We start from the raw sequence: 22,045 nt of genomic DNA, 5'->3' as shown, positions 1-22,045 counted from the left end.
GCGCGGACGCTCAGTCCTGTGCCTCGCTGAGGGGCGAAATCAGATCGCCGGTCTTATATTTGTCAGGGTAGACGATGATTTGCTTGCCCTCCTGGCGAAACTGTTCGGCATCGCCGTCCTTGACGTCGCGGAATTGGATCATCACGACCCTGGGCTGCGCCCATTCACCGTCAGCGCCCCAACGGATCGGGCCAACAATTGTCTGGACCTCGTTGGCGCGCAGATATTTGGCAAGTTCAGCATTATCCAGGCTTCCGGTGGCCTTTACGGCCTGTTCGAGGATCTGCCCGGACGCATAGGAGAAAGGAGCAACATAGTAGCCCAGGGTCTCGACGTTGGCTGCCTTTGCCCTCACAGCATACCGATCCAGGAATTCCTTGACGCCAGGAAACGCCATGGTTTTTTCGGGAACATAGGTGTGATAATTGACGATCCCGTTGAGTTGGGAACCCAGGGCCTGCATGACAGAGGCATACTGAAGCCCTACCATTCCGCCGCCAAACACCTTTACGGAAGATCCGACGCCGATCTCGTTGACAGCACGGATGATTGCCGTGGAATCTGCGGGGTAAGAGGCGACGAAGACCATATCGGGAGAGGCCGCGCGAATGGCCCGGATCATTGCCGAGAAATCAACAGTCGTGGGTGGATAGGTCTGCTCATAGACCGTCTCAAAACCCGCCTCTCCGGCAAGGGTCTTGGCACCTGCCAGAATATTCTGGGAGAACTCTTGGTCTGCCGCCAGAAACGCCACCTTCTTGACCCCGATCTTTTCGCCGAGTTTGAAGAATCCGCCGACCCAGCTTTCCGCGTCACTCCAGGGAGAATTGTTGAACCACATGTCGTGGTGGACCTTGGAATTGATCTGGTAGCCGATCTGACCGATCAGAAGCCTGCTGCGTTCCTTGATCATCGGCATAACTGCAGCGGCGGGCACGGTGCCATAAGGCGCAATCAGAAGGTCGACCTGGTCGAGGTCGATCAGCTTGGAAAAGATGCCAGGGCTTTGTGCGGGGCTCCCTTGGTCGTCATAGCTGACAAGCTCAACCTTTCTGCCGAGAAGCCCTCCGCGCGAATTGACCTCCTCCACCCACATTTGAAGCGCAAGCTGCGATTGCCGACCGCCGGCGGCGAGCGGCCCGGACAAGGCCATGCTCGTGCCGATCTTGATGGGCTGGTCCTCGGACCAGGCAGGCTGCGCCAAGGTCAGGGCTCCCATCGTAAGCGCCATGACACGAAGCAATTCGCGTTTGGTAAAATCTGACATTTTTTCCTCCCTGAAGTGTCAGTCTCTATCTGCAGAAGCCAGGCGATCGAGCCCCTCTAGGACGCGCTCCGGCGTCATCGGCATATGCCTGAGACGAAGGCCGACCGCGTCGAAGATCGCATTTGCAATGGCTGGCGCCGTCGGTGACGTCGTCGCCTCCGAAAATCCCTTCGCTTTGTATGGACCATCGAATTGCGGGATCTCGACGATGTGGGTCGAAACATACTCGTTCGACGGCGCATCTTTGGCTGTTAGGAAGCGATAGGACGAGAAGTCGCCGTTGGTCACGCCTCCCTCGCTAATCTGCAGCTCCTCCGAGATCGCCTGACCCAATCCCATGGAAATGGCAGCATGCATCTGGCCCTCGCATGACATTGGATTGATAGCCTTCCCGAGATCGTTCGCGATGGCGATCTTCTCCAGCTTGACTTGCCCCGTCTCGATATTGACGGCCACCTCGACGGCCTGAGCGGCCCGGGTGCAGAAGGAGAAAATCTTTCGCATCCCGTCGTTGGCGGCATGCCCCGTCTCCGGATCGATCTTGCTTGAGGGAACCGTGAAGGTCGCCTTTCCCAGCAGCTCGCCGCCGGTTGGCAGGAAGGAGCCGGTAAAGAACACGGTGCGGAAGAGATCACGGACGCGCATGGTGCGCCCGGGATTGTCCTTCACGAACACCACCATATCGGCAAGATCCAGCTCTTCAGGCTTCGCCTGCATCATCTGGGATGCCATTGTCAGGATCTGGTTCTTGACGTCCTCACAAGCCATCAGGACGGCGTTTCCGGCCGCGAAAGTGAGGCGGCTCGACCCGGTCAGCTGGTCATAAGGGGTTACCCAGGTGTCGACTTCGGCCGTCCTTACCCGCTCAGGCCCGACCTTGAAGAACTCCGCGGTGATCTGGATGAGCGTCGTCGAGCTGCCCTGACCGATATTGCCGGCGCTGTGGCGAATTTCGACAGTCTCGTCATTATGGATCTTGACGATGGCAGAGGATGCAGACGGGGCCACGCTGTCCTTGTTTGCAAAGGCGATGCCCCTGCCGCGGCGCCACGGTCCGTCTTCCCGTTGCAAGGGGCCGTGACGCTCCAGGCCGGCCTTGATCTCGTCAAGCAGCTCGGCGCCCGCGACCGAATGCTGGATTTCGCCGGCTGCGTTGATCTCATTTTCCTTGAGAACATTCTTTCGGCGAATCTCGTAAGGATCCATTCCGATCGCATGCGCGAGCTCATCGATGTGAGACTCCAGTCCGAAATGGATTTGGGTGTTGCCAAAACCGCGATAGGCGACGCCTGGAGGATTGTTGGTATAGACAACATAGTTGTCGAGCTTGAAATGTGGGAAGCGATACGAGCCGAGTGGCCCATAGCTCGCCTGGCGGGTGACGAGGAAGCCGTGCTGAGCGTAGGCGCCGCCATTCACGAGCACGAACATCTTGCACGCCGTGATAACGCCATCTTTGCGCACGCCCGACTTGATCCGCATCTCGAAGGGATGCTGCACCCCTGCCCAGCAAAGTGATTCCTCGCGCGTATAGATGATCTTGATGTGCCTGTGGCCGGCGGCGCGTGAAAGCACCGCGCATAGGCCCTCAGCCTTCATCTCGATCTTCCCGCCGAAGCCGCCCCCGACATATTTCGGGATAATGACCCGGACACGCGAATGCGGGATGTCCAGCGCCTCGCTGATCTGGTTCAGCAGCGGATAGGCGGCCTGAGCGGACGACCAGGCCGTTACCTTGCCGTCGGCGTCCCACAGCGAGATCGAATTGTGCCGCTCCATGGTGGCGTGCGCCATCATGGCGTTGGAGTAGGTCTTTTCTAGAACGACGTCGGCCTCGGCGAAGCCTTGCGACACGTCACCGGTGCGGATCCTATAGTAACCGAATGCATTGGGGTGTTTCGGATCGTACTGCGCTGGCCCGATAGGAACGCGACGGTAATTGGCCTGGCCTTCGTGGATGACGACTTTCGGCTCGGCTTCGAAGGCTTCCCACGGGTCGAAGATCGCCGGCAAGTCCTCGTAGTCGATCTCGATCAGATCACAGGCTTGCTCAGCAATGGCTTCACTGTCGGCTGCGACCGCTGCCACAGGCTCGCCGATATAGCGCACTTTCCCACGGGCGAGCAAAGGTTCGTCATAGCAGCCGAAGCCGAACAAGGTCTGGGGGCAGTCCTTGTCGACGATGACGGCGTGAACGCCCGGCAATGCTTGCGCCCGGCTGATATCGACATTGATGATCTTGGCATGAGGGCGCGTACTGCGCTTGATTTTTGCCCAGAGCATCCGTGGAAATTCCAGGTCGATGGCGTATTTGCCGAGGCCGGTGACCTTTCCCGGACCTTCTTCACGGATGACGTTCTTGCCGATGACGTTGAATTCTTGATCTTGACTATTCATGTGCGTGGCTCCGCATTTCGCTTGCAGCTGCCAGAACGGCATCGACAATTTTCACGTAGCCGGTGCAGCGGCAAAGATTGCCCCTGAGTGCATCGCGCACTTCGGCTTCCGTCGGGTCTGGATTACTTTTCAAGAGTGCGTCGGCAGTGACGATCAGGCCTGGCGAACAGAACCCGCACTGGACAGCGCCAAGCTCCAGAAACTTCCGCTGGAGAGGATGAAGCGTTTCGCCATCGGCCATGCCTTCGATCGTCGTGATCGATTTGCCGTCCACCTGGACCGCCAGCGTCAGGCAGGATCTGACGAGTTCGCCATCGACATTGACGGTGCAGGAGCCGCAAACGCCCTCACCGCATCCTTCCTTGGTTCCCGTCAGGCCGACTTCCCATCTCAGCAGGTCGAGCAAGAGCGTGTTCGCCGGGACGTCTAGAGATTGGGTCCGCCCGTTGATCACAAGCGTTATGTTTTTGCGCATGATGGTTCCTCCTCCTAACGCCTACGCCACGCGGCTTGCTGCCGCCCGCAAGGCGTCGCGCACATAAACTCCGACAAGCCTGCGCCGGTACTCGCCGGATGCGTAGACGTCGCTGTCTGGCGAACAGTCCTCGGCCGCGATGGCCGCTGCTTGAAGGATCGCCACATCGTCGAGCTTGCATCCGATGAGCGCCTCCTCCGCTCGCGAAATACGGACAGGCGTTTCATCGGCTCCGGCGAGTGCAATGCTTGCACTGCTGCAGATGCCGTTCCTGGTTGAAACGATTGCTCCTGCCGCAACAAGCGGGGTTTCCATGGCAGCTCTTCCGGCGTGCGCCAGATAGGCCATCCCCGGCTTGTCATTGCGTCTGCGTATACGCACTTCACGAACGAGATCGGCGACGTCGAGAGAAGTCGACATATGGCCGACGAAGAACTCACCGATCGGAACGATGCGTTCGCCTTCAGGGCCGACGACGACAAGTTCAGCATCCAGAGCGAGCAAGGCCGCAGAGGGGTCGCTCGCGGTATGTCCGACGCAAATATTGCCGACGACCGTCGCGGTGTTGCGGACCGCGGTCGTTGCGATCCTGGCAATGGCCTCGGCCAGCAGAGGGAATTCCTTCTGGACGATGTCGCAACGCAAGACGTCGCTTTGGGTGGCGGTGGCGCCGATACGCAACGTATCGGCGTCGCCTTCGATGTAGCGCAGGCCGGGTATGGCCTTTACATCCACCAGAAGCTCTGGCGCCATGATGCGGAATTTCATGACGCGCAGTATCGACTGTCCGCCGGCGAGCAGTTTTGCCCCGTCCGGATTGGATGCCAGTGCCGCGCAAGCCTCTTCGATACTTTTGGGTGCGAAGTAGTCAAAAACCGGTAGCGCCACGTTCGTTTGCCTCCCTAAGCGATCTCTGCGATGCGCTCTTGCGGCGCATCCGCCTTGAGATAGCGATCATACCACTTGATCGATTCCGCGATCACCTTCTCGAACACGTCCGGATTGACGAATTGATAGACGTCGTAATGGTCGGCGTTCGGAATGGTGACGAGTTTCTTCGGCTCTTCGGCCTTCGCGAAGAGTGCGTAGCACTCGTCGATAGGCACGAGGCCGTCGCACTCGGTGTGCATGAAGAGGATAGGACGGGGAGCAATGGCGTGCGCGAAATCCTCCGGTTTCCAGCGCAGGGTCGCTTCGGCATTTTCCAGAGGATAGCCTTGCGTATAGGTTTCTGCCGCCTTTACCTTCTCCTGGATGACCTGCCGTGAGTGGGGGTCGCCAGGCATCAGTTCCGTAACGTCAACGCGGCGAGACTCTCCTGTCAGAACCCGCTGGCGGCGATCCTCGGCCAAGACGTCCTGAAACTTCAGCCACTCCCAGTGCTTGCGAAGGCTTTTCAGCCAGCGCTCACCGTTGCCAACGGGCACAACAGACACAACACAGCGTACGCGGTCGTCGGTTGCGGTCGCGACCACGACATTGCCCCCGCCGAACGACGTGCCGTAGAGTGCGATGCGGTCGGTATCCACTGAGGGCAAAGTGGAGACGAAGGTGATCGCGTTGCGAATATCCTCAACCTGCTCCGGCGGTATCAGACGCGCACGCACACCCTCGCTCTTGCCGAAGCCGCGATGGTCGAATGCGAATGCCACATAACCGTGCACGGCCAAGCGCTCAGGGACGGGGAGAAGATATACGTCCTTCATGCCGGTGTAGCCGTGGCAGCACACGACGGTGGGGCGTTTTTCTCCCGGCTTGAGATCGTCCGGCTCATAGAGCAGACCCTTGAGCTTCAAGCCTTCACTAAAGAACGTTAATTCCGTAACCTTGGGCATAGTTCTACCTTTCAATTCGTCGATTGAATGAGGGGTCGGTGAATCCGGGAATTTCTATTTCGCTTCAGCCGTGACGGCCCCATTTTGCAGATGCTTCACGAGTGTCTCGAAAAAGCGATCGGCAATTTTCTTGCTGGTGCTGGCGATCAAACGCTGTCCCAGCTGAGCGATCTTGCCGTTGACATTGGCTTCGGCCTCGTAGGACAAAAGCGTTCCGCCTTCGCCGTCTGGTGCAAGCTTCAGAGCTGCACCTCCCTTGGCGAACCCAGCGATACCGCCGTCACCTTCGCCGATGATCCGGTAGCCGTTCGGAGGATCCAGATCCTCCAAGCGGACTTTACCTCGAAAGCGCGTCTTCAAGGGACCAAGCTCCAGCCTGACCACAGCCGCAAATATACCGTCTGCACGAGCTTCCAGCTCCTCGCAGCCTGGAATACATTCGCGAAGCACGTCCGCGTCATTGAGCGCGGCGTAAACCTCAGCCTGACTCACTGGCAAAGAATAATTCCCCGATAGCAGAACCGCCATCATCAACCTCCCTGGATACTTCCGACCGACCTTTCCTTTTAGAAAGGCCGTGCCTCACCAAACCCGCCGAAGAAGCTCTGCTCCTCGACCGGAACCACAATAGAATTCGACAAATGCTGGCGCGAAGCGCCAACTCCGATCCATGAAGCGTACGCAGACCACCTAATCTTGCCGGTGTGGAAAACCGCTTGGACGATCGCAGTTCTGACAACGCAGTGATCGCGGCGCACTTGCTTTTAACTAGACGCCTCGCTCACAGGCGAAACCTCGCGGCTCAGCGCGAGACCGCTGCGTTGTCGATCGAAACCGGTACGTCATAGATCGAAAGCGTAGGTGGTGCGCCATACCGTTGCGTCAGCGACTCCCGCCACTGCTCGGTGTATAGCGCTTCCGCATCGGCCCGCGACGACCACACGTAGAAGGCTCCGCCTTGGCCGGCGCCATCAAACAAATAGTGCTTGCTAAGAAGACCGGGCATTCCGGTAAAGCGCGGGGCGGACAGTTCGTACGCTTCTTTTATCTGCTCCATCGTCGTTCCTACGGGAACGGGAAACAGTACCAAAGCTGCGATCAAGATCACCTCCTCCTAAAATCTCCCAAAGGCGGCTCCATTCCGCCTGTCAAGGAAACGTGCCCTTGAACAATTGTAACGGTAGTCCAGCGCCCTTTCCGGGTCCAATATCATTTTGCTACGAGCCGATACCCGACTTCTATCGCCCCAGGTTTTGCCTCGTGCAGACCGGGTCAGCGGCGGAAATTGCGGGCCACGATGAAGCGCAGGCGCGGGACCATGAGGATCAAGTGGCGGAATGGGGGACCGTCCGGCCATACCGCCAAGGCGGTATCGCCAATCGCCACATCGGCGATGGCTCATAAAGCCTTCCGATCATGAAACCCGTGATGGATCGATCTGAGAAGGCTTCTCAAATAGGCAGCGCGGAAGTGTTTATCTTCCGCGCTGTAGGAGAAGATCAAGGCTTCGCGACGCCCCAAACGCCGCCGACGCCGTCGCCGGTGACATCGCCTTGCTTGGCGTCCTTGATCCAATAATAGAGCGGCTTGCCGTCCTTTGCCCACTGCTTGGCGCCGTCTTTGCGCGTCACGATCGAGTAGGCACCCTCGGCCTTGGCATTGCCGGCGGCAATCACCGGTGGCCAGTTTTGGGCGCACTCATCGTAGCAATTCGAGGTGCCCGCTTCATCCTTTTTGAAGGTATAGAGCGTCCGGCCCTTTTCGCCGGAAAGGACCTCCCCTTTCTCTGTCTTGACAGTCTTGAAGGGAGTGGCTGCAAAGACAACACCGGTCATCGAGGCCAGAAGGATCGGTACGAGAATAACTTTCTTCATGATGATCTCCAAACTCTAATGATCGATTAGCGGCCGTAGGCGGCTGTGAAGGACGCCTTGCCCAGCAATTTATCGCCGAGGCCCTTGTTCAGCACGAAGCCATGCAGCGCCGCCGTACCCGTTTTTGGAACGCCGGCCGCTGCATCGATGTCATCGACGGCCAGTGCATAGAGCGAGAATTCGTACCGATGCGGCTTGTCGCCAGCCGGCGGGCACGGGCCGCCATAGTTGCCATTGTCGCCGGTTGCACCGGTGTCATGGTAGTCGTTGACGCCGCCATAGGCGCCTGCCGGCAGATTTGCCGGGGAATTGCCGGCGCCCTGGCCAAGCTGCGTGACGTTGGCCGGGATATTATAGACCGTCCAATGCCAGAAACCGCTGCCGGTAGGTGCATCCGGATCGTAAACTTGCAGGACGAACGACTTGGTGCCTGCCGGCGCGTTTTTCCATTGCAGGGCCGGTGAGATATTCCCGCCCTTGCAGCCAAAGCCGTTGAGGACGAATTTGTCGTCGATCTTGCCGCCAGGCGCAATGTCGGGGCTCGAAAGCTCGAACTTGTCTGACGAACCGGCAACGGCCGGCACCGAGGCAAGGCCGCTCGCGCCGACAAGGAGGGCGGCAAGCAGTGAGAATCCGGTAGATAGTTTCAAGGTCATGTGATTGCTTTCAAAATTTTGGCCGAGGCCAGTGCCTGTCCTCGACGCGATGTGTCAGTTTGCGGTCGTTTCGTTCTTCAGGCCCAACACCTGGATCAGCTCGATGGCGGGTGCCACAGCAAACAGATCCGGTGCCTTAGCCATCAGGGTTTGTGCGATCGGGCCGGACAGGTGGTCCTGCCGTGCCTTCTCGTCGTTAAACGCGTCGAATATGCCGAACGTCGTGTTCGACAGTCGCAGCGCGAACCAGATCGGGGTTGAGCCCTCGTCCTCAGCCATTTCGAGCGCGGATTTCAAAAATGCTTCGACATCAGCCTCTTTGCCGGGCTTGGCTTCGAGGCGGGCAAACAGGGCGTACTGGATCATGGGTTAACTCCTTCACTCGGTGTCGGACACCCGACAGGACGCACATTAAGTCCGGTATTTCCCAAACAGTATTGCCGCAAATGACTTTTTCGATATCATAAGCGCCATGAAGGTCATTGTACTTGCCCACAACAATGTGTTCGACACCGGCTTGGCGGCCGTGCTCGACACGCTTGCCACCGCCAACGAACTGGCCGAGCTGGATTCGTTTCCGGTGCCGCGGTTCGAATGCGTGGTGGCCGGTGTCAGGGACGCCGTACAGACGTCGCAGGGCCTGAGCGTGCCGGTGCAACCTGCGGCCACGGTTAAGAGAGCAGACTGGGTGATCGTTCCGGCGCTCGGCACCAAGATGCCGGAACCATTGCTTAAGGTATTGGATGGGCGCGAATCCCAGGATGCCGCTGACCAGCTGCAAGCCTGGCACGCCGATGGCGCGCGGATCGGTGCGGCGTGTATCGGGACCTTTCTACTGGCTGAGTCGGGTCTTTTGTCCGGTCACGAGGCGACGACGGCCTGGTGGTTGGGGCCGCTCTTTCGTCAACGCTACCCCGAAGTCCGGCTCGACGAACAACGCATGTTGGTTCCATCGGGCGACGTCGTCACCGCCGGCGCTGCGATGGGGCATCTGGAACTCGCCTTGTGGCTGGTGCGCCAAACAAGTCCGGCACTGGCCGATATGGTGGCACGCTACCTCCTCGTCGATACAAGGCCTTCGCAAGCCCCTTACATGATCCCGATGCACTTGGCCAACGCCGATCCGCTGGTCCAGCACTTCGAACGCTGGGCGCGAAACCGTTTGCACGAAGGTTTCTCTTTGGACGTGGCCGCGGATGCTCTGCATGTCAGCAAACGGACACTCCAGCGCCGCATGGAAGCCGTGCTTGGCAAATCGCCGCTGTCTTATTTTCAGGACCTGCGTGTGGAACGTGCCGTGCACCTCTTGCGGACCAGTCGCAAGGACATAGAGGCGATCGCTACGGAAATAGGCTACGCCGACGGGGTAACGCTGCGCACGCTGCTGCGCAGGCGGCTTGGACGCGGGGTGCGTGAGCTGCGAGCCGTTTACAACCCATGAACGAAAAGGATCAACGCTGCGGGTCCGGTGTCCCGACTCCGCTCGCTTTGTGATTGTGGAAGCTACCGTTGCCCATGTGCTGGTCTCCAACACCTGCTGCCATAGAAACTCCTGTCGCAGGACCGCTGAAGATCATGCGGTTGCAGGCACGACGCTCGTAATCACGAGTGCCGCCATACCTTGATCGCGGAGATCACGAGGATCAAGGCAAGACCTGGCAATAGCACGGCGCTCGGGACAATCCCCAGGAGCCGTCCGCCGATGAAGGCGCCAAGGATTGATCCGGCGGCCATGACGAGCAAAAATATCCGGTTATTTCTGATAACGGCAAAGCTCTGGTCACGACTGTAGCGGGTAAAGCCAACGATCATGGTCGGCAGGCTCACCGCCAGAGACAGACTTCCGGCAAGCTTGATGTCGGCCCCGAACAAGAGGATGAGGGTTGGTATCAGGAGTTCGCCACCAGCGACACCAAGCAAGGACGCGACAACGCCAATGACGAGGCCCGCGACCACGCCTGCCATAATCTGCGCAGTCCCAGTGACAAGGGCTGAACCTGTTGTGACGTCGTGACCGAACACCAGCACGGCCGCGATCATGAGCAGCAGAACCGCAATCAGCTTGTAGAGCGTCTCGAACTTCAGTCGGGTTGCCCACTCCGCGCCGAGCCAGGCACCAGCCAGGCTCCCGGCCAAAAGGTTGACGATGATCGCCCAGTGCGCCGCAATCTGGTCAAAGGGAACTGTAGCGGCGCGAAATGGCAGTGCGAAAGCGACGACGACCAGGCTCATGGCCTTGTTGAGGATCACGGCTTCCAACGCTGCGAAGCCGAACGAGCCGATCAGCAAAGGCAGACGGAACTCCGCGCCGCCAAGACCCATCAGCCCCCAAGGGTCCCTATGGCAGCTCCGCCGAAAAATGCTGCTGGCCGATTTCTGGAAAGGTTCTTCAAGGCGGGATCAGCCATGGCGTTATGTTCTCCACGATATTTCGTGCCATGACCTATGACCCGGAGGCTGAGCATCTACAAGGGCAGCATAAAGTGCTTGGGAAGCACCCTTATACGCACTCAGCAGATTGGGAGCACCCAGGCGGGACCAGTACATCGCCTACGAAAACGTAGCGTTCAGCCACAGATTATGGCGATTGCTACGGCCCGACTCACCTGGCCGGAAAGAAATCAGTCCTTCGCCACCTATGCGCAGATCCGGGTCGATTTGGGTTTTGCCGGCTGAGGATCGCTTTATTATAGGATTTGAGATGAGAGAGGGACGAACGAATCAACACCGCCTGTGACATCGACGACTCCCACTTTTGATTGAGGGCAACCGGGAAGCCGAGGAGCCGGCCGTCGATCCTCAAACAATCATACGGCGCGTCTTCAGCCGCCTTTGCTCAGGTTTTGCGCCGCCATAGCGTATCCTCCGGCTCCACCATCTATGAAATGCATGTGATCGCGGCTCATCGGCGAAGAGGCGATGCAGGTCATCAGCGCGGAATCCTGCTGGTGCAGCCCGTAGCGGCAGATGCCGGCCGCTGCCCCCACGGCCAACCGCTCCTCAATGCGACGCAGCCGGTCGAGGTCAATATCAATTGTCATCTTTAGCCCGTCATCGAACTTGCGATAATCGGAATTACTGGCGAGATCTCGCGTGCTTTGCTTGAAGTTGAAAGGCCCGAAATTGATCCCGAGCCGGAAGCATGCGAATAGGATCAGGCTCTGCACGGCGATGAAGGGCCAGATGAGCAAGCGTCGGCCTCTAGACGCGCTCGCGCGCGATTCGATCGTCACGCCCCGCATGGAAAGGCGCGGTTCGGGTCCCTCCTTCGGAACCGGGTGGCCTCCCCGGTCCTCCCCCTCGGCCAACGCCACGATATCGGCGATCAGTGCCTGGAATTCAGGACTGCTGACGCGTTTGCTCGGGACGGCGATGATCGACACAATCGCTCCATGGCGCGAGACGATTGGGCTCCAGCGGCACGACAGCCCGGTGAGATCCGGCCGTATGCCTGAAGGAGCCGCCTCGATCCGGTAGTGTCCCGCCTTCATTTCGGCTTCCGCCCAACTGGCGCCACCCCCAGAAAACATCGCATAGGAAACCACCTCGCTTGCCTTGAAACGAGCGAGGCGAATGTCATGTCCTTTCGCGCGAATATCGGCAACTGGAATGAGCGCGGCACGCAGCTCGAGCCCGAGCTCTTCTGCCACCCACGTCTTGACGGCGGCAAGCGCCTCCCTCGCCTTTGCAGACAATGTCCCCGGCACCGCCGCGAGCGCTCCATCGCCACCGAAGACGAAAGGCAGGTCCCGCTCGTCAAGCCCATTCATGAGCGCTGAGATGACGCTCGCGCCTGCCATGTTCACGCTCTTGTATTTCCCTTCCGCGATCGCGCTCGTCGAGCCGACGATGTCGGCAACGGCCAGCCACCAGCCATCCGGCAAGGGTCTGTAATTCGACTCGTCGGCGACGCCTTCAAACGCCTCGAAAGGAGGAAGGCTCTCATAGAAACGCTTGTTTTCTGTCTGCGCCATGAACGCAATGACCTTTCGCAATGGTCAACTTTTACCTGCGGCGAAAGGATTTGCCTGCCGGTGGTGAGATCACATTAAAGAAATTTAGTTTCAATTGGATTTGCGCCCCCGAACCTACGGATGGGGAAAGTGAAGGCGAAAGCGGATCACGCCGGGCGCCGGGAGATCAACAGTCGCCGATCCATCATGCAGTTTCATAATCGCCTGTACAATCGCTAGTCCAAGCCCGTGAGTTTCTGTCGATGTGCTGCGTGATCGATCGACCTTGTAGAAGCGGTCAAATAGACGACCGAGCTCATCGACAGAGATTTCTGGCCCCACATTTTCAACCTCGACAGACGAGCCTTGCTCGTCCCCATCGCCACGAAGGTAGATGGTTGAATCCTCTCTTCCATGCCGGACTGCATTGACGACCAGGTTGCCGACAGCGCGGCGCCACAGTCCGGGGTCGACCATAGCTTTTCCGCAAGCGTCGACCTGGAAAGCCAATCCTCGTTCCGTAGCCAGTCCTTCAAAATAGTCGGCGACTTTTTGCAGCTCCAGCTGCATATCAATCGTCTTACGCTCAATCGCTTGCGTGGCATGATCCGCTCTGGCAAGGAAGAGGATGTTCTCGCTCAATCGGTGCAACTGTTCGAGCTCTTCCAGATTGGATTCCAGAAGATATTGATATTCCTTCACCGAGCGAGGCTTCGCCAGAGTAACCTGGGTTTGCCCGATCAAAACACCGAGTGGCGTGCGAATTTCATGAGCCAGATCGGCGGAAAATTGCGATAGACGTTGATAACCGTCTGCCAAGCGATCAAGCATGGCGTTAAACGCAGCGGCAAGCGAGCGCAGCTCTATAGGTGCCGACTTCTCGTCGAGTCGAAGTTCGAGCTGCCCAGGATGAATCTCGGCCGCTTTCCTCGCCATGCCGCCAATAGGCCTCAACCCATGCGTTAAAAGACCATAACCGAGGAGAGTCGCGATGGCGACGCTGACAGCAATTGCCCAGACAGTTCGATCGCGATACGCGTCAAGCATCTCGCGTTCCGCCGTTGTGGGATGACCCGCCAGGACGAGCAGCGATTTCCCGTCTTCCAAGGCTCTGGTTGTAATCGATGCCCAGTAGACCACCGTTCCATCGGCTAACGTTGTCTCAGAGTGTCTGACCTGTTGATCTTCTTCCGAGACGTCATTTGGCAACCGCGGAAGTTCTACGTGATCGGGATTTACCTCTATTACCGTTTCCCCGGAGGATCTCCTAAAGACGAGGACATCCCGTTCAGCCCCAAGCATATTTGCGACCAGGAGTGGCCGCGCCTGCAGGTCATTCAGGGAGTACATTTTATTTGCGAGGCGGGCAAAATAGACGACCCGGGCCGCAAGAACGGTGCGCAGCCGGTCTTCCTGCGCCACCCGGACAGAACTGTAAAAGTAAACTCCAAGCGAAATTGTGAGGATCAAAATCACGGATGCATAGGACAGGGTCATCCGCAATATCAAAGAATTTTTGAACCAATTATTGATTATCATGGCCGTCGCAATTCAGGCCGTATCCAACGCTCCTCACAGTATAGATCAGCTTCTTGTCGAATGGCGCGTCGATCTTGGCACGCAAGCGCTTCACCGCCACGTCGACGACGTTCGTATCGCTGTCGAAATTCATGTCCCAGACCTCTGACGCGATCTGTGTGCGAGACAAGACTTCCCCCTGGCGTCTGATGAGCAAGTGCAGCAGCATGAATTCTTTGTTCGTCAGCGTGATTTCAGTGCCTGCACGCATGACTTTTCGGCGCAGAACATCAAGCCGGAGATCGGCCGCTTCGAATACGTCCGTCTCGCGAACCGTCCCTCGGCGCAAGATCGTCCTAATGCGCAGCTCCAGCTCGACAAACGAAAAAGGCTTAACAAGATAATCGTCCGCTCCAAGCCGTAGACCCTGGATGCGACTACTTACGTCGTCACGGGCCGACAGGAAAATAATCGGGAGATCTTGCTCGAGGCGGATGCGCCTGATTATTTCCCATCCATCGAGCCCAGGCAGCATGACGTCCAGAACGATCAAATCATACTGAGATTCCATCGCCATATGGAGACCGTCCAAGCCGGTTCTGGCGAGGTCGACGGAGTAGCCATTTTCTCTCAGTCCCTTCCGAAGGTAGTCTCCGGTCTTTTGATCATCTTCAACGATGAGGATCGCCATTCTCCGCACTCCACATGCATCAGAAAGTACCGGAAGGCTCGAACAATCCGATGACCTGCGCATGACAAAATTGTCATCCGCTGGTCATCCTGCGGAGCCGGGCTCTTCACTAAGCTCCTCCATATGCCCTCAATGAAGCTATGGAGCAACGAATACCATGTTCAGGCCTACGAAACTGACCGCATTATGCGCAGCTTTTACAGTCGCCATTGGCTACGCCACAGTGATCAAGGCCCAGGAGACAGCGCCCAGCCGCGTCCGTGGCACGTTAACTGAAGTGTCGCCCACTCAGCTGAAAATTCGGACTCGAGACGGCAAGGAACAGGACGTCGCGATCAATAAGGATACCAAGGTTGTCGTGGTTACGCTAAGTGATATCGGCGCCATCAAACCAGACAGTTATATTGGAACGGCAGCAGCGCCGCAGCCGGATGGTTCGCTCAAGGCTCTCGAAGTGCATGTGTTTCCCTCCTCTATGCGCGGTGTCGGCGAAGGCTCGACCCCCTGGGATCTAACACCGGGAAGCACGATGACGAATGGCGCGGTCGGGAGCATTGTGGAGACAGACGGACGCGTTCTTACCGTCAAATACGGTGATTCCGAGCGGAAAGTCTCAGTGCCGGCGGATGTTCCTGTCGTCAGCATGGAACCTGCAGACCAAACAGCTCTGTCGGTCGGTTCCAAAGCCCTTCTGCTGGCGGTCAAGGAAGCGGACGGTTCATCATCTGCCCGCTTCGTGATTGTCGGCAAGAACGGCCTCGCCCCTCCCATGTGAGAACACGCGATGCTACCGAACCGCGCGCCAGCCAAGTCTCATAGCCATCCGATTCTCGTTCGAGCAACTCACTGGTTGAACGTGATTGCCATGGTCCTGTTGGCCATGAGTGGGATGGGCATTTACAATGCGCATCCTATTCTTCCCTTCGCTTTCCCCGAGATCGTTACTCTCGGGGGATGGCTCGGCGCCCATACGGCCTGGCATTTTGCAGCGATGTGGTTGCTGATTGGAAATGGGCTTGTCTATATCCTTTATGGTATCGCCAGCGGATCATTGCGCCGTCGCTTGTTACCGATCCGCCCTCAAGACATTGCTCGTGAAATCAAATTGGCTTTAAAGTTTCGCCTCCAGCACGACACGGGATCATACAACGCCACCCAGAAGTTCCTTTACGTCACGGCGCTGCTCCTGGGCGCATTGATGGTTGCTTCCGGCTTGGCGATCTGGAAGCCCGTTCAGTTCTGGTGGCTCACAAAGGCCTTCGGAGGCTTCGATATTGCTCGCGTAGTTCATTTCGTCGGCATGGCTTCGATCATGGCCTTCGTGGCGCTGCACCTCGTCATGGTCCTCCTTGTGCCGAGTACGCTGCTATCGATGACGATTGGACATCGCTCAAGATCCGAAAGGCGCTGCAGCGATGAAGATCGGTCCTGATTCAAATGCTGATGGCAAGACGCCTCACGAGAGCAAAGGATCATCAAACATGATGAAACGCAAAGCCATAGATATAACCGGCCACCGCAGAGAACTCGAGAATTTGCAGCGGCGGCTCTTTATTCGTGGATCGCTGTCGCTCGGTGCGGTTTCGATGCTTTCTGGCTGCAATCTCCAAAGCGGAGATTCCATTGATAAAGTTCTGTGGGCTATGTCGCGGTGGAATGACCGAGTGCAGGCGTGGCTGTTTAGCCAGCAAAAGCTCGCGCCGACATACACTGAAGCTCAGATCACACGGCCCTTTCCTTTCAATGCCTTCTACCCTGACGACAGCGTTCCAGAAATCGACGGCTCCGATTACAGGCTTGAAGTCTCGGGCCTTGTCGACGACAAGCGTTCCTGGAGTCTCAGTGACTTGCGACGGCTTCCCCAGGTTTCGCAGATTACGCGACACATCTGCATCGAAGGCTGGAGCGCGGTGGGTCAATGGGGAGGCGTGCCACTTCGCACTTTCCTCAACATGATAGGCGCAGATATGAGGGCTCGTTACGTCGGCTTTAAGTGCGCGGATCGCTACTACACAAGTCTCGACATGGCGACTGCCCTCCATCCGCAGACCATCCTCGCGCTCGATTTCGGCAAGGACCCGCTTCCGGAAAAATATGGTTATCCTCTGAAGTTGAGAGTCCCGACCAAACTCGGGTTCAAGAATCCGAAGCATATTGGCGCGCTGTTCGTGACGAATGATTACCCAGGCGGATATTGGGAAGATCAGGGCTACAACTGGTTCAGCGGGCTATAGACACTAAACTGATGCGGTGAATGCCTGCTTAGCCGGCATGGGCGATGAATTCCCCGTTCGCGAGCAGGCGTAGAATTTTCTTGTCAATCGGGGCATCCACCCCACCGGTCAGAGCGCTAGCCGGAAGATTTCTCCCTCGACGCGGCGGCTGAGGCCCTGCGCGTCAGCGAACGGTACTCCCACGCCGTGTGGAAGCCCTTGGTCAAACTGCGCGTACGGTTCGCAATGCCTACGCCACGCTCGTGGCTACCGGATCGTGCACAGTGAGCCCGCCGGAGCGCCTTAAAGCCCAAGATGCCACGATCGGCGCTAAGATGGCGGTGACCAAAACTGCTGTCGCAGTCTGCGCTGTGGCCGACTCGACGAAGGGTAGGAAGCGGGGGTCGGCGGCGGCGACCGCCATGGGGACGGCCACAGCGTTGCCGGCAGTTGTACCTGCAGCGAAACCAATGCCGCTTTTCGGACCGCGGCGTAACAAGAACCGATAGCCAAGGTAAGTAAGTCCGCCGGTGAAAACGACAACGCCGACACCAAGGAACAGCCCCTGCAGTCCACCGGTCAGCACAGTACCCAGACTAATGCCAGTGCCTACTGCGAAGGACATGAAGGGGATGGTAATGCTCGGCACGCTATCGAGAACACGGGTCCACTCACGATCGACGGCGCCGACAATCAGGCCCAAGGCGAATGGGACAATCGCTGCGACCAGGGCAAGGAACGGGATCTGCCCGAGGCCGGAGGCTCCCAGAAAGATCATGGCAAGGAAAGGGCCATCATCGAAGGCGCTGGCGACATAGGCCCCTGTGTCCCGTTCGTCTCCGTACTCACCGGCGAAAGCCAACCACAAGGCTCCGTTGCTGTTGCCCATAATCGCGAGCAGGGCCAGGATCGATATCCCCCAGAAACCTTCGAGCCCAAATATAAGGCCCAGAATAACGGCAATCGCCGCAGGGATGAGGGTCTTGCAAAGTAGCACCACACCAGTGGTAGCGGCCGCTGCCTTGCCGCTGTGACTTCCAGTGATTTGCGCACCGGTTGCAAAGATCAGCAGCCCGATCAGAGCTAGAGCACCGTCTTTGAACAATGCTTGAGTAAAGCCGCCAATCCTCAGCGCCTCCGGCGCAAACGAGTTGATGAGAACGCCAAGTATGAGCGGGATTAACATCATACCCGCTGGGACCTTCTGCATCGTCTTGAAGAACGGAATTGACGATGAACCTTGCCTGAATTGAATTTTTTCCATGAGGCACACCCCTGTTGCGCGCCATACCTCCCAGGTATTGACGACGTTTTGTTAAACCTTGAATCTCAACTCAAATCTTGCGTCGAGTAGATGTGCCAGCACCTGAGCTTGTAGCCCCAAGCGGCCGCGCCCCACATCAACGCTCCTTAAAGAGCCGCTGCCCAACTCACCTTACCGCAGCGATCCGGGCTTAAGCCGGGAGCGCCCCGGTTGCGAGAAAGCCGCCATCTACCGGAATGACTGCACCGTTCACATAACTCGCGCCCTCGGACGCCAGAAAAGACACGGTCGCCGCAATCTCACTTGGCTTGCCATAACGTCGCGCCGGAATTGCTGCCGTGTATGTCGCTCTGAACTCCGCCGTATGCAGGACCTCCGTGAGTGGCGTGTCTACTGGACCGGGAGCCACGGCATTGCTGGTGATGCCGTAGGTCGCCAGTTCAGCAGCCATTTGCCTCGTGAGCCCGATGACCGCAGCCTTTGACACACCGTAGGCGGTCCGGCCATGGCCCACGGCGCGCTCGCCCGCGACAGACGCGATGTTGATGATCCTGCCCCAACCAGACTGGCGCATGAGCCGCGCGGCATGTTGACTGCACAGCATTGATCCCGTGACATTGATGTTGATCGTTGCAACCCAGTTGTCGTAGGGAAAGTCGATAAAGGGAAACGTCTTGGCGATCCCAGCATTGTTGACAAGCACATCGCAGCGACCGTGTTCTTTTTCAACCGTACTAAACGCCTCAGCGATAGAGTCGGGGTTTCCGACATCCATAGGCACGTAGGCCGCTTTCAAACCTGCAGCCTTGAGCTCGTCGGCAGCCTTCTCTGCCGCCTCCTTGTTTATATCGGCAACGATAACCGCGTAACCGTCTGAAGCGAGGTGATGCGCAATCGAAAAGCCGATCCCCATCGCAGACCCGGTCACAAGGGCAATTCTGGTTCTGTCTTCATGTGGCATGTTGTTTCCTCCCTAAGGCCAAATTTCCCTGCACATGCGCCGACGCACAGGCCGGCCTCCTCAAATTCACGCGCTCCTAGATCGTGTGACCATCCCTTGCCGCCACGAAGTAATCGACAGCCCCCACCTGCCCGCCCTTCATTGCGATCTCGATCCCGTTTCTGGATGGATCCGCGGAATGAGCGCGGCACAAAGGGCCTCCTGGCGCGAGCTTCGCAACACTGGTCAAGGCGTCGATCTTCAGCCTCAAAGCAGCATGGCTCGACGTATCTCCTCCCGACAGCACCACTCGAGTGAGGCCTGTCTCCGTGATCAGCCTGTCGAGTATGTGCCCCAGGCTGCTTCCGATGAGATCGTTAACGGCCTCGGCCGTCTTCCGGTCATCGTGGAATTTGTCCTTCAATTGCCGGACGGCCGGGTCGTCAGGACCCTTGGCGGTAAACACCACAGGATCTCGGCCTTCGGACAAGGCTGCTCTGGATTTAGTCACAGCCCGGTCAAGTTCGGCATCCCATGCATGCGGGTCAGACAACCGACTAAGGTCGAGCCGAATTGCCTCAAAGCCATGAGATGTTGCGTGGTCGATCTGAGCGGCAGTCATGGGCGAAACCGAACCAGACACCACGGCGATACGGTTCACTCGACGCACCTGTGGTGCAACCGGAGGATCCGCCAATAAACCCTCAGAGCGCCAGTACGCCGCCAAGGCTGCTTGGACGCCTTGGGAGCCGATAACAAATTTCTGCCCCTTCCCCATGGTCCAGATGGCTTGCCCTGCGGCACGCAACGTCTCCTCATCGAGCAGATCGATCGCGTAAATTTGCGACATGTCAGGGGACTGCCGGCGAATGATTTCTTCCGTGTCGTCCCTCTTCAGATGGAGGAAGTTGACATTCGTTATGGGCAAACTAGTCTGCAACGCCAGGTGCCGGGTCAGATCGGCTTCATGCATAGGTGTCGCCGGATGGTTGGCCATTGTGGGGTGCCGGTCCAACCGATAGTAGTCACCATTGGCCTGAGCGAAGAGGTGACCAAAGACCTGCATGCGCCCCATTCCAAGATCCCCTACCAACATGGGTATCGGACCGGGAAAACGCTCTGCGCCGATATCGGCGGCCTTTCCAATGGAGCCGGTCTGCGGCGAGGAATCGAAGGTCGAGCAGACCTTATATTGCACGACAGGCGCGCCCGTTTGGGCCAATCGCTCGAAGATGGCAGGTAAATGAGCGTCCATCCAGGACGGATTTTTGGAGCGCGCGATTCCCGCGATACCGATACACCTGTAATCGGGAAACTCCGCCAGACGTTCAACCGAAGGAACATCCAGAAAGAGGACTGTCTTGATGCCTTGCCAGGCGAAGGCTTCCATCGCGGCAGACGATCCCGTGAAATCATCGCCGTAAAAGGAAACCAATGGACCTGGTGGCAGCGAGGTAAGCGGACTGCTCATGCGCGCATTTCCATGGCGAGCCTCAATTCAGTGCTGCCTGTTGCGGCGGACGCGAGGCTTTCTCCGGCAATAGCGGCTTGATAGGCCTCCCGAAGAGCCTGGACACCTGCCGCAGGTCCTTTCGGATGCGCCATTATAGCGCCGCCGGCTGTGACGATCAGATCATCCGATTGCAAGCCTGCATATGTGCTATGGGCTTGGCGAACACTCTGCCCGCTCGAAAATACTGGCATGGCCAGGCAAGGTTTGTCGTTAGACATTGGCGTCAGGCATTCGCGCGCCGACCGAAGGACCGATTCATTATCCTCTGAAAACTTGTTGTCGATGCCATTGACGTGCATGTGATCCGCGCCGGCAAGCCGCCAAATCTTCTGCCACGCGACATAAGACCAGCCCAGCGATTGGTGGCGCGTCAGATAGCCCCAGCCGTTTCGATGCGCGTGGATCGGAAGCTTGCTGAACGACCTCAGATCCACAAAACCTGCCAAGCCGACCGAGTTCAGGCTAACCATCAGGCATGTCGCACCAGCCGACACAAGCCTGTCATGACGCCGTCGCATCTCATCCATATCGCCGGTCAGGTTGAATGCGTACATCGTCTTCTTGCCGGTACGGTCGGCAGCCTCATTGATAACGCGCATCACGTGATCGACGCGGTCGTCGAAAGGGCATACCGCGGAGTCACTTTGAAGTTCGTCATCCTTGATGAAGTCGATGCCGCCATTGACGAGTTCCTGCACCAGCGAAGCGGTTTGTTCGGCTGTCATACCGACGCTGGGCTTGATGATCGTCCCGATGATCGGTCCGGTTTGAACGCCACTGAGGTCTCGGGTTCCTGCGATCCCGAACGCTGGACCTTTATATTTCTGGAAGAACGGCGGCGGAAGCCGGATGTCGATGATCCGGAGGCCGCTTACGCAGGCCAGTTCGAAAAGATTTCCGGCGACCGTCGCCAGAAGATTGGGAAGGGATGTGCCGACAGTTGCGAGCGGCCAGGACAGCGTCATCTTCACCCGATGCAGCACCATTGTGCCGTCGGTCGGATAACGCCCTTCAAGAGAAGGTACGCCACTGTAGGTCGAGATGGTCTCCAGGCACTCCACCCTTGCGGCTGCCAAGACTTTAAGTTCGGGTGTTTCGCCTGGGACCGCGACAAAGGTACCGCTCGATTGTTCGCCGGCAATTATCTCCGCGGCTTTCTCGGGGGCTAGATATGTCTCTAGGATATAATCAGCCTCAAGGCGCACCGACTTGGTCACAATATTCCTCCTCGATCGAAAGTGTACCGGACCCTCCTCCGTACCCCTTGATCACTCGGGCCAAGATACACATGCAGCCCGTCGAAAACAGGCACAAAACAAGCACCATGATGTGAGTTTGAATGACATCAGGCCATAAACACGAGCCTTACGACGGCCCACCACCCGGAAGCGAAGATTCCACGCATAATCCTGGCAAAACGTCGAGCCTATGCTAACTCTTGAGCTCCAT

The 22,045-nt window shown here is 57.9% G+C and carries 21 protein-coding genes and 1 pseudogene; 4 read left to right on the top strand and 18 right to left on the bottom strand.

Annotated elements, in window-relative coordinates; genetic code table 11:
* Positions 1-10: 10 nt before the first annotated feature.
* The 10 genes from QA644_RS34050 to QA644_RS34005 form a co-directional block, all read right to left on the bottom strand.
* Positions 11-1,267 (bottom strand): amino acid ABC transporter substrate-binding protein, encoded by a 1,257-nt coding sequence (locus QA644_RS34050; protein ID WP_283074318.1) that lies wholly within the window; start codon positions 1,265-1,267, stop codon positions 11-13.
* Positions 1,268-1,285: 18 nt separating this feature from the next.
* Positions 1,286-3,664, bottom strand: a complete 2,379-nt coding sequence (locus tag QA644_RS34045; RefSeq protein WP_283074317.1) for a xanthine dehydrogenase family protein molybdopterin-binding subunit — start codon at positions 3,662-3,664, stop codon at positions 1,286-1,288.
* Complete coding sequence (locus tag QA644_RS34040; RefSeq protein WP_283074316.1) at positions 3,657-4,139, bottom strand: (2Fe-2S)-binding protein; 483 nt, start codon at positions 4,137-4,139, stop codon at positions 3,657-3,659. Before QA644_RS34040 ends, QA644_RS34045 begins: the two co-directional genes overlap by 8 nt.
* Positions 4,140-4,160: 21 nt before the next feature.
* Positions 4,161-5,027 (bottom strand): FAD binding domain-containing protein, encoded by an 867-nt coding sequence (locus tag QA644_RS34035; RefSeq protein ID WP_283074315.1) that lies wholly within the window; start codon positions 5,025-5,027, stop codon positions 4,161-4,163.
* Positions 5,028-5,041: 14 nt separating this feature from the next.
* A complete protein-coding gene (locus QA644_RS34030) occupies positions 5,042-5,974 on the bottom strand; it encodes an alpha/beta hydrolase (RefSeq protein WP_283074314.1) in 933 nt (310 codons plus the stop codon).
* A 54-nt stretch (positions 5,975-6,028) separates the two neighbouring features.
* Positions 6,029-6,502: a carbon monoxide dehydrogenase subunit G gene (locus QA644_RS34025; RefSeq protein WP_283074365.1), complete on the bottom strand. Its 474-nt coding sequence runs from the start codon at positions 6,500-6,502 to the stop codon at positions 6,029-6,031.
* Between the two features lie 274 nt (positions 6,503-6,776).
* Positions 6,777-7,082: a hypothetical protein gene (locus tag QA644_RS34020; protein ID WP_283074313.1), complete on the bottom strand. Its 306-nt coding sequence runs from the start codon at positions 7,080-7,082 to the stop codon at positions 6,777-6,779.
* 391 nt (positions 7,083-7,473) lie between these two features.
* Entirely contained in the window at positions 7,474-7,848 is a 375-nt protein-coding gene (locus QA644_RS34015; RefSeq protein WP_283074312.1) for a hypothetical protein, read from the bottom strand.
* A gap of 26 nt (positions 7,849-7,874) precedes the next feature.
* Complete coding sequence (locus QA644_RS34010; RefSeq protein ID WP_283074311.1) at positions 7,875-8,504, bottom strand: YbhB/YbcL family Raf kinase inhibitor-like protein; 630 nt, start codon at positions 8,502-8,504, stop codon at positions 7,875-7,877.
* Between the two features lie 54 nt (positions 8,505-8,558).
* A complete protein-coding gene (locus tag QA644_RS34005; RefSeq protein ID WP_283074310.1) occupies positions 8,559-8,870 on the bottom strand; it encodes an antibiotic biosynthesis monooxygenase in 312 nt (103 codons plus the stop codon).
* Between the two features lie 106 nt (positions 8,871-8,976).
* Here QA644_RS34005 and QA644_RS34000 point away from each other — a divergent pair, with 106 nt between their 5' ends.
* Positions 8,977-9,945: a helix-turn-helix domain-containing protein gene (locus QA644_RS34000; RefSeq protein ID WP_283074309.1), complete on the top strand. Its 969-nt coding sequence runs from the start codon at positions 8,977-8,979 to the stop codon at positions 9,943-9,945.
* Between the two features lie 161 nt (positions 9,946-10,106).
* Here the strand turns inward: QA644_RS34000 and QA644_RS33995 are convergent.
* From QA644_RS33995 to QA644_RS33980, 4 genes and pseudogenes are all read right to left on the bottom strand, one after another.
* Positions 10,107-10,912 (bottom strand): annotated as a pseudogene (locus QA644_RS33995) (sulfite exporter TauE/SafE family protein).
* Positions 10,913-11,326: 414 nt separating this feature from the next.
* Positions 11,327-12,478, bottom strand: a complete 1,152-nt coding sequence (locus tag QA644_RS33990; RefSeq protein WP_283074308.1) for a DUF3095 domain-containing protein — start codon at positions 12,476-12,478, stop codon at positions 11,327-11,329.
* A gap of 114 nt (positions 12,479-12,592) precedes the next feature.
* Positions 12,593-13,996, bottom strand: a complete 1,404-nt coding sequence (locus QA644_RS33985) for a heavy metal sensor histidine kinase (RefSeq protein WP_283074307.1) — start codon at positions 13,994-13,996, stop codon at positions 12,593-12,595.
* The gene (locus QA644_RS33980; protein ID WP_283074306.1) at positions 13,983-14,666 is read right to left on the bottom strand and encodes a heavy metal response regulator transcription factor; all 684 of its coding nucleotides are present in this window, start codon (positions 14,664-14,666) and stop codon (positions 13,983-13,985) included. Before QA644_RS33980 ends, QA644_RS33985 begins: the two co-directional genes overlap by 14 nt.
* Before the next feature lie 157 nt (positions 14,667-14,823).
* Between QA644_RS33980 and QA644_RS33975 the strand changes: the two genes are divergently transcribed.
* The 3 genes from QA644_RS33975 to QA644_RS33965 are packed head-to-tail and all read left to right on the top strand — an operon-like array spanning position 14,824 to position 16,900.
* A complete protein-coding gene (locus tag QA644_RS33975; protein WP_283074305.1) occupies positions 14,824-15,441 on the top strand; it encodes a hypothetical protein in 618 nt (205 codons plus the stop codon).
* A 9-nt stretch (positions 15,442-15,450) separates the two neighbouring features.
* Positions 15,451-16,098, top strand: coding sequence for a cytochrome b/b6 domain-containing protein (locus tag QA644_RS33970; RefSeq protein WP_283074304.1), 648 nt, complete (start codon positions 15,451-15,453; stop codon positions 16,096-16,098).
* 49 nt (positions 16,099-16,147) lie between these two features.
* Positions 16,148-16,900, top strand: coding sequence for a molybdopterin-dependent oxidoreductase (locus QA644_RS33965; RefSeq protein ID WP_283074364.1), 753 nt, complete (start codon positions 16,148-16,150; stop codon positions 16,898-16,900).
* A gap of 229 nt (positions 16,901-17,129) precedes the next feature.
* Here the strand turns inward: QA644_RS33965 and QA644_RS33960 are convergent, their stop codons facing one another.
* From QA644_RS33960 to QA644_RS33945, 4 genes are all read right to left on the bottom strand, one after another.
* Complete coding sequence (locus QA644_RS33960; RefSeq protein ID WP_283074303.1) at positions 17,130-18,143, bottom strand: 2-keto-3-deoxygluconate permease; 1,014 nt, start codon at positions 18,141-18,143, stop codon at positions 17,130-17,132.
* Between the two features lie 190 nt (positions 18,144-18,333).
* Complete coding sequence (locus QA644_RS33955) at positions 18,334-19,104, bottom strand: 3-oxoacyl-ACP reductase family protein (RefSeq protein ID WP_283074302.1); 771 nt, start codon at positions 19,102-19,104, stop codon at positions 18,334-18,336.
* A gap of 76 nt (positions 19,105-19,180) precedes the next feature.
* Positions 19,181-20,554, bottom strand: coding sequence for a four-carbon acid sugar kinase family protein (locus QA644_RS33950; RefSeq protein WP_283074301.1), 1,374 nt, complete (start codon positions 20,552-20,554; stop codon positions 19,181-19,183).
* Positions 20,551-21,813 (bottom strand): ribulose-bisphosphate carboxylase large subunit family protein, encoded by a 1,263-nt coding sequence (locus tag QA644_RS33945; protein WP_283074300.1) that lies wholly within the window; start codon positions 21,811-21,813, stop codon positions 20,551-20,553. The genes QA644_RS33950 and QA644_RS33945 overlap by 4 nt, the downstream gene beginning before the upstream one ends.
* Positions 21,814-22,045 lie beyond the last annotated feature (232 nt).

The organism is Rhizobium sp. CC1099 (assembly GCF_029714385.1).
In the GTDB taxonomy this organism is placed as follows: Bacteria; Pseudomonadota; Alphaproteobacteria; order Rhizobiales; family Rhizobiaceae; genus Rhizobium.
The sequence above is the reverse complement of the archived record's forward strand: the minus strand, read 5'-3'. Positions and strand labels throughout refer to the sequence as shown.

What these genes read in the sequence shown, in the direction of transcription:
- QA644_RS34050 (WP_283074318.1), bottom strand. Translation starts at nt 1,267, where the DNA reads ATGTCAGATTTTACCAAACGCGAATTGCTTCGTGTCATGGCGCTTACG.
- QA644_RS34045 (WP_283074317.1), bottom strand. Translation starts at nt 3,664, where the DNA reads ATGAATAGTCAAGATCAAGAATTCAACGTCATCGGCAAGAACGTCATC.
- QA644_RS34040 (WP_283074316.1), bottom strand. Translation starts at nt 4,139, where the DNA reads ATGCGCAAAAACATAACGCTTGTGATCAACGGGCGGACCCAATCTCTA.
- QA644_RS34030 (WP_283074314.1), bottom strand. Translation starts at nt 5,974, where the DNA reads ATGCCCAAGGTTACGGAATTAACGTTCTTTAGTGAAGGCTTGAAGCTC.
- QA644_RS34025 (WP_283074365.1), bottom strand. Translation starts at nt 6,502, where the DNA reads ATGGCGGTTCTGCTATCGGGGAATTATTCTTTGCCAGTGAGTCAGGCT.
- QA644_RS34015 (WP_283074312.1), bottom strand. Translation starts at nt 7,848, where the DNA reads ATGAAGAAAGTTATTCTCGTACCGATCCTTCTGGCCTCGATGACCGGT.
- QA644_RS34010 (WP_283074311.1), bottom strand. Translation starts at nt 8,504, where the DNA reads ATGACCTTGAAACTATCTACCGGATTCTCACTGCTTGCCGCCCTCCTT.
- QA644_RS34005 (WP_283074310.1), bottom strand. Translation starts at nt 8,870, where the DNA reads ATGATCCAGTACGCCCTGTTTGCCCGCCTCGAAGCCAAGCCCGGCAAA.
- QA644_RS34000 (WP_283074309.1), top strand. Translation starts at nt 8,977, where the DNA reads ATGAAGGTCATTGTACTTGCCCACAACAATGTGTTCGACACCGGCTTG.
- QA644_RS33990 (WP_283074308.1), bottom strand. Translation starts at nt 12,478, where the DNA reads ATGGCGCAGACAGAAAACAAGCGTTTCTATGAGAGCCTTCCTCCTTTC.
- QA644_RS33985 (WP_283074307.1), bottom strand. Translation starts at nt 13,996, where the DNA reads ATGATAATCAATAATTGGTTCAAAAATTCTTTGATATTGCGGATGACC.
- QA644_RS33980 (WP_283074306.1), bottom strand. Translation starts at nt 14,666, where the DNA reads ATGGCGATCCTCATCGTTGAAGATGATCAAAAGACCGGAGACTACCTT.
- QA644_RS33975 (WP_283074305.1), top strand. Translation starts at nt 14,824, where the DNA reads ATGTTCAGGCCTACGAAACTGACCGCATTATGCGCAGCTTTTACAGTC.
- QA644_RS33970 (WP_283074304.1), top strand. Translation starts at nt 15,451, where the DNA reads ATGCTACCGAACCGCGCGCCAGCCAAGTCTCATAGCCATCCGATTCTC.
- QA644_RS33965 (WP_283074364.1), top strand. Translation starts at nt 16,148, where the DNA reads ATGATGAAACGCAAAGCCATAGATATAACCGGCCACCGCAGAGAACTC.
- QA644_RS33960 (WP_283074303.1), bottom strand. Translation starts at nt 18,143, where the DNA reads ATGGAAAAAATTCAATTCAGGCAAGGTTCATCGTCAATTCCGTTCTTC.
- QA644_RS33955 (WP_283074302.1), bottom strand. Translation starts at nt 19,104, where the DNA reads ATGCCACATGAAGACAGAACCAGAATTGCCCTTGTGACCGGGTCTGCG.
- QA644_RS33950 (WP_283074301.1), bottom strand. Translation starts at nt 20,554, where the DNA reads ATGAGCAGTCCGCTTACCTCGCTGCCACCAGGTCCATTGGTTTCCTTT.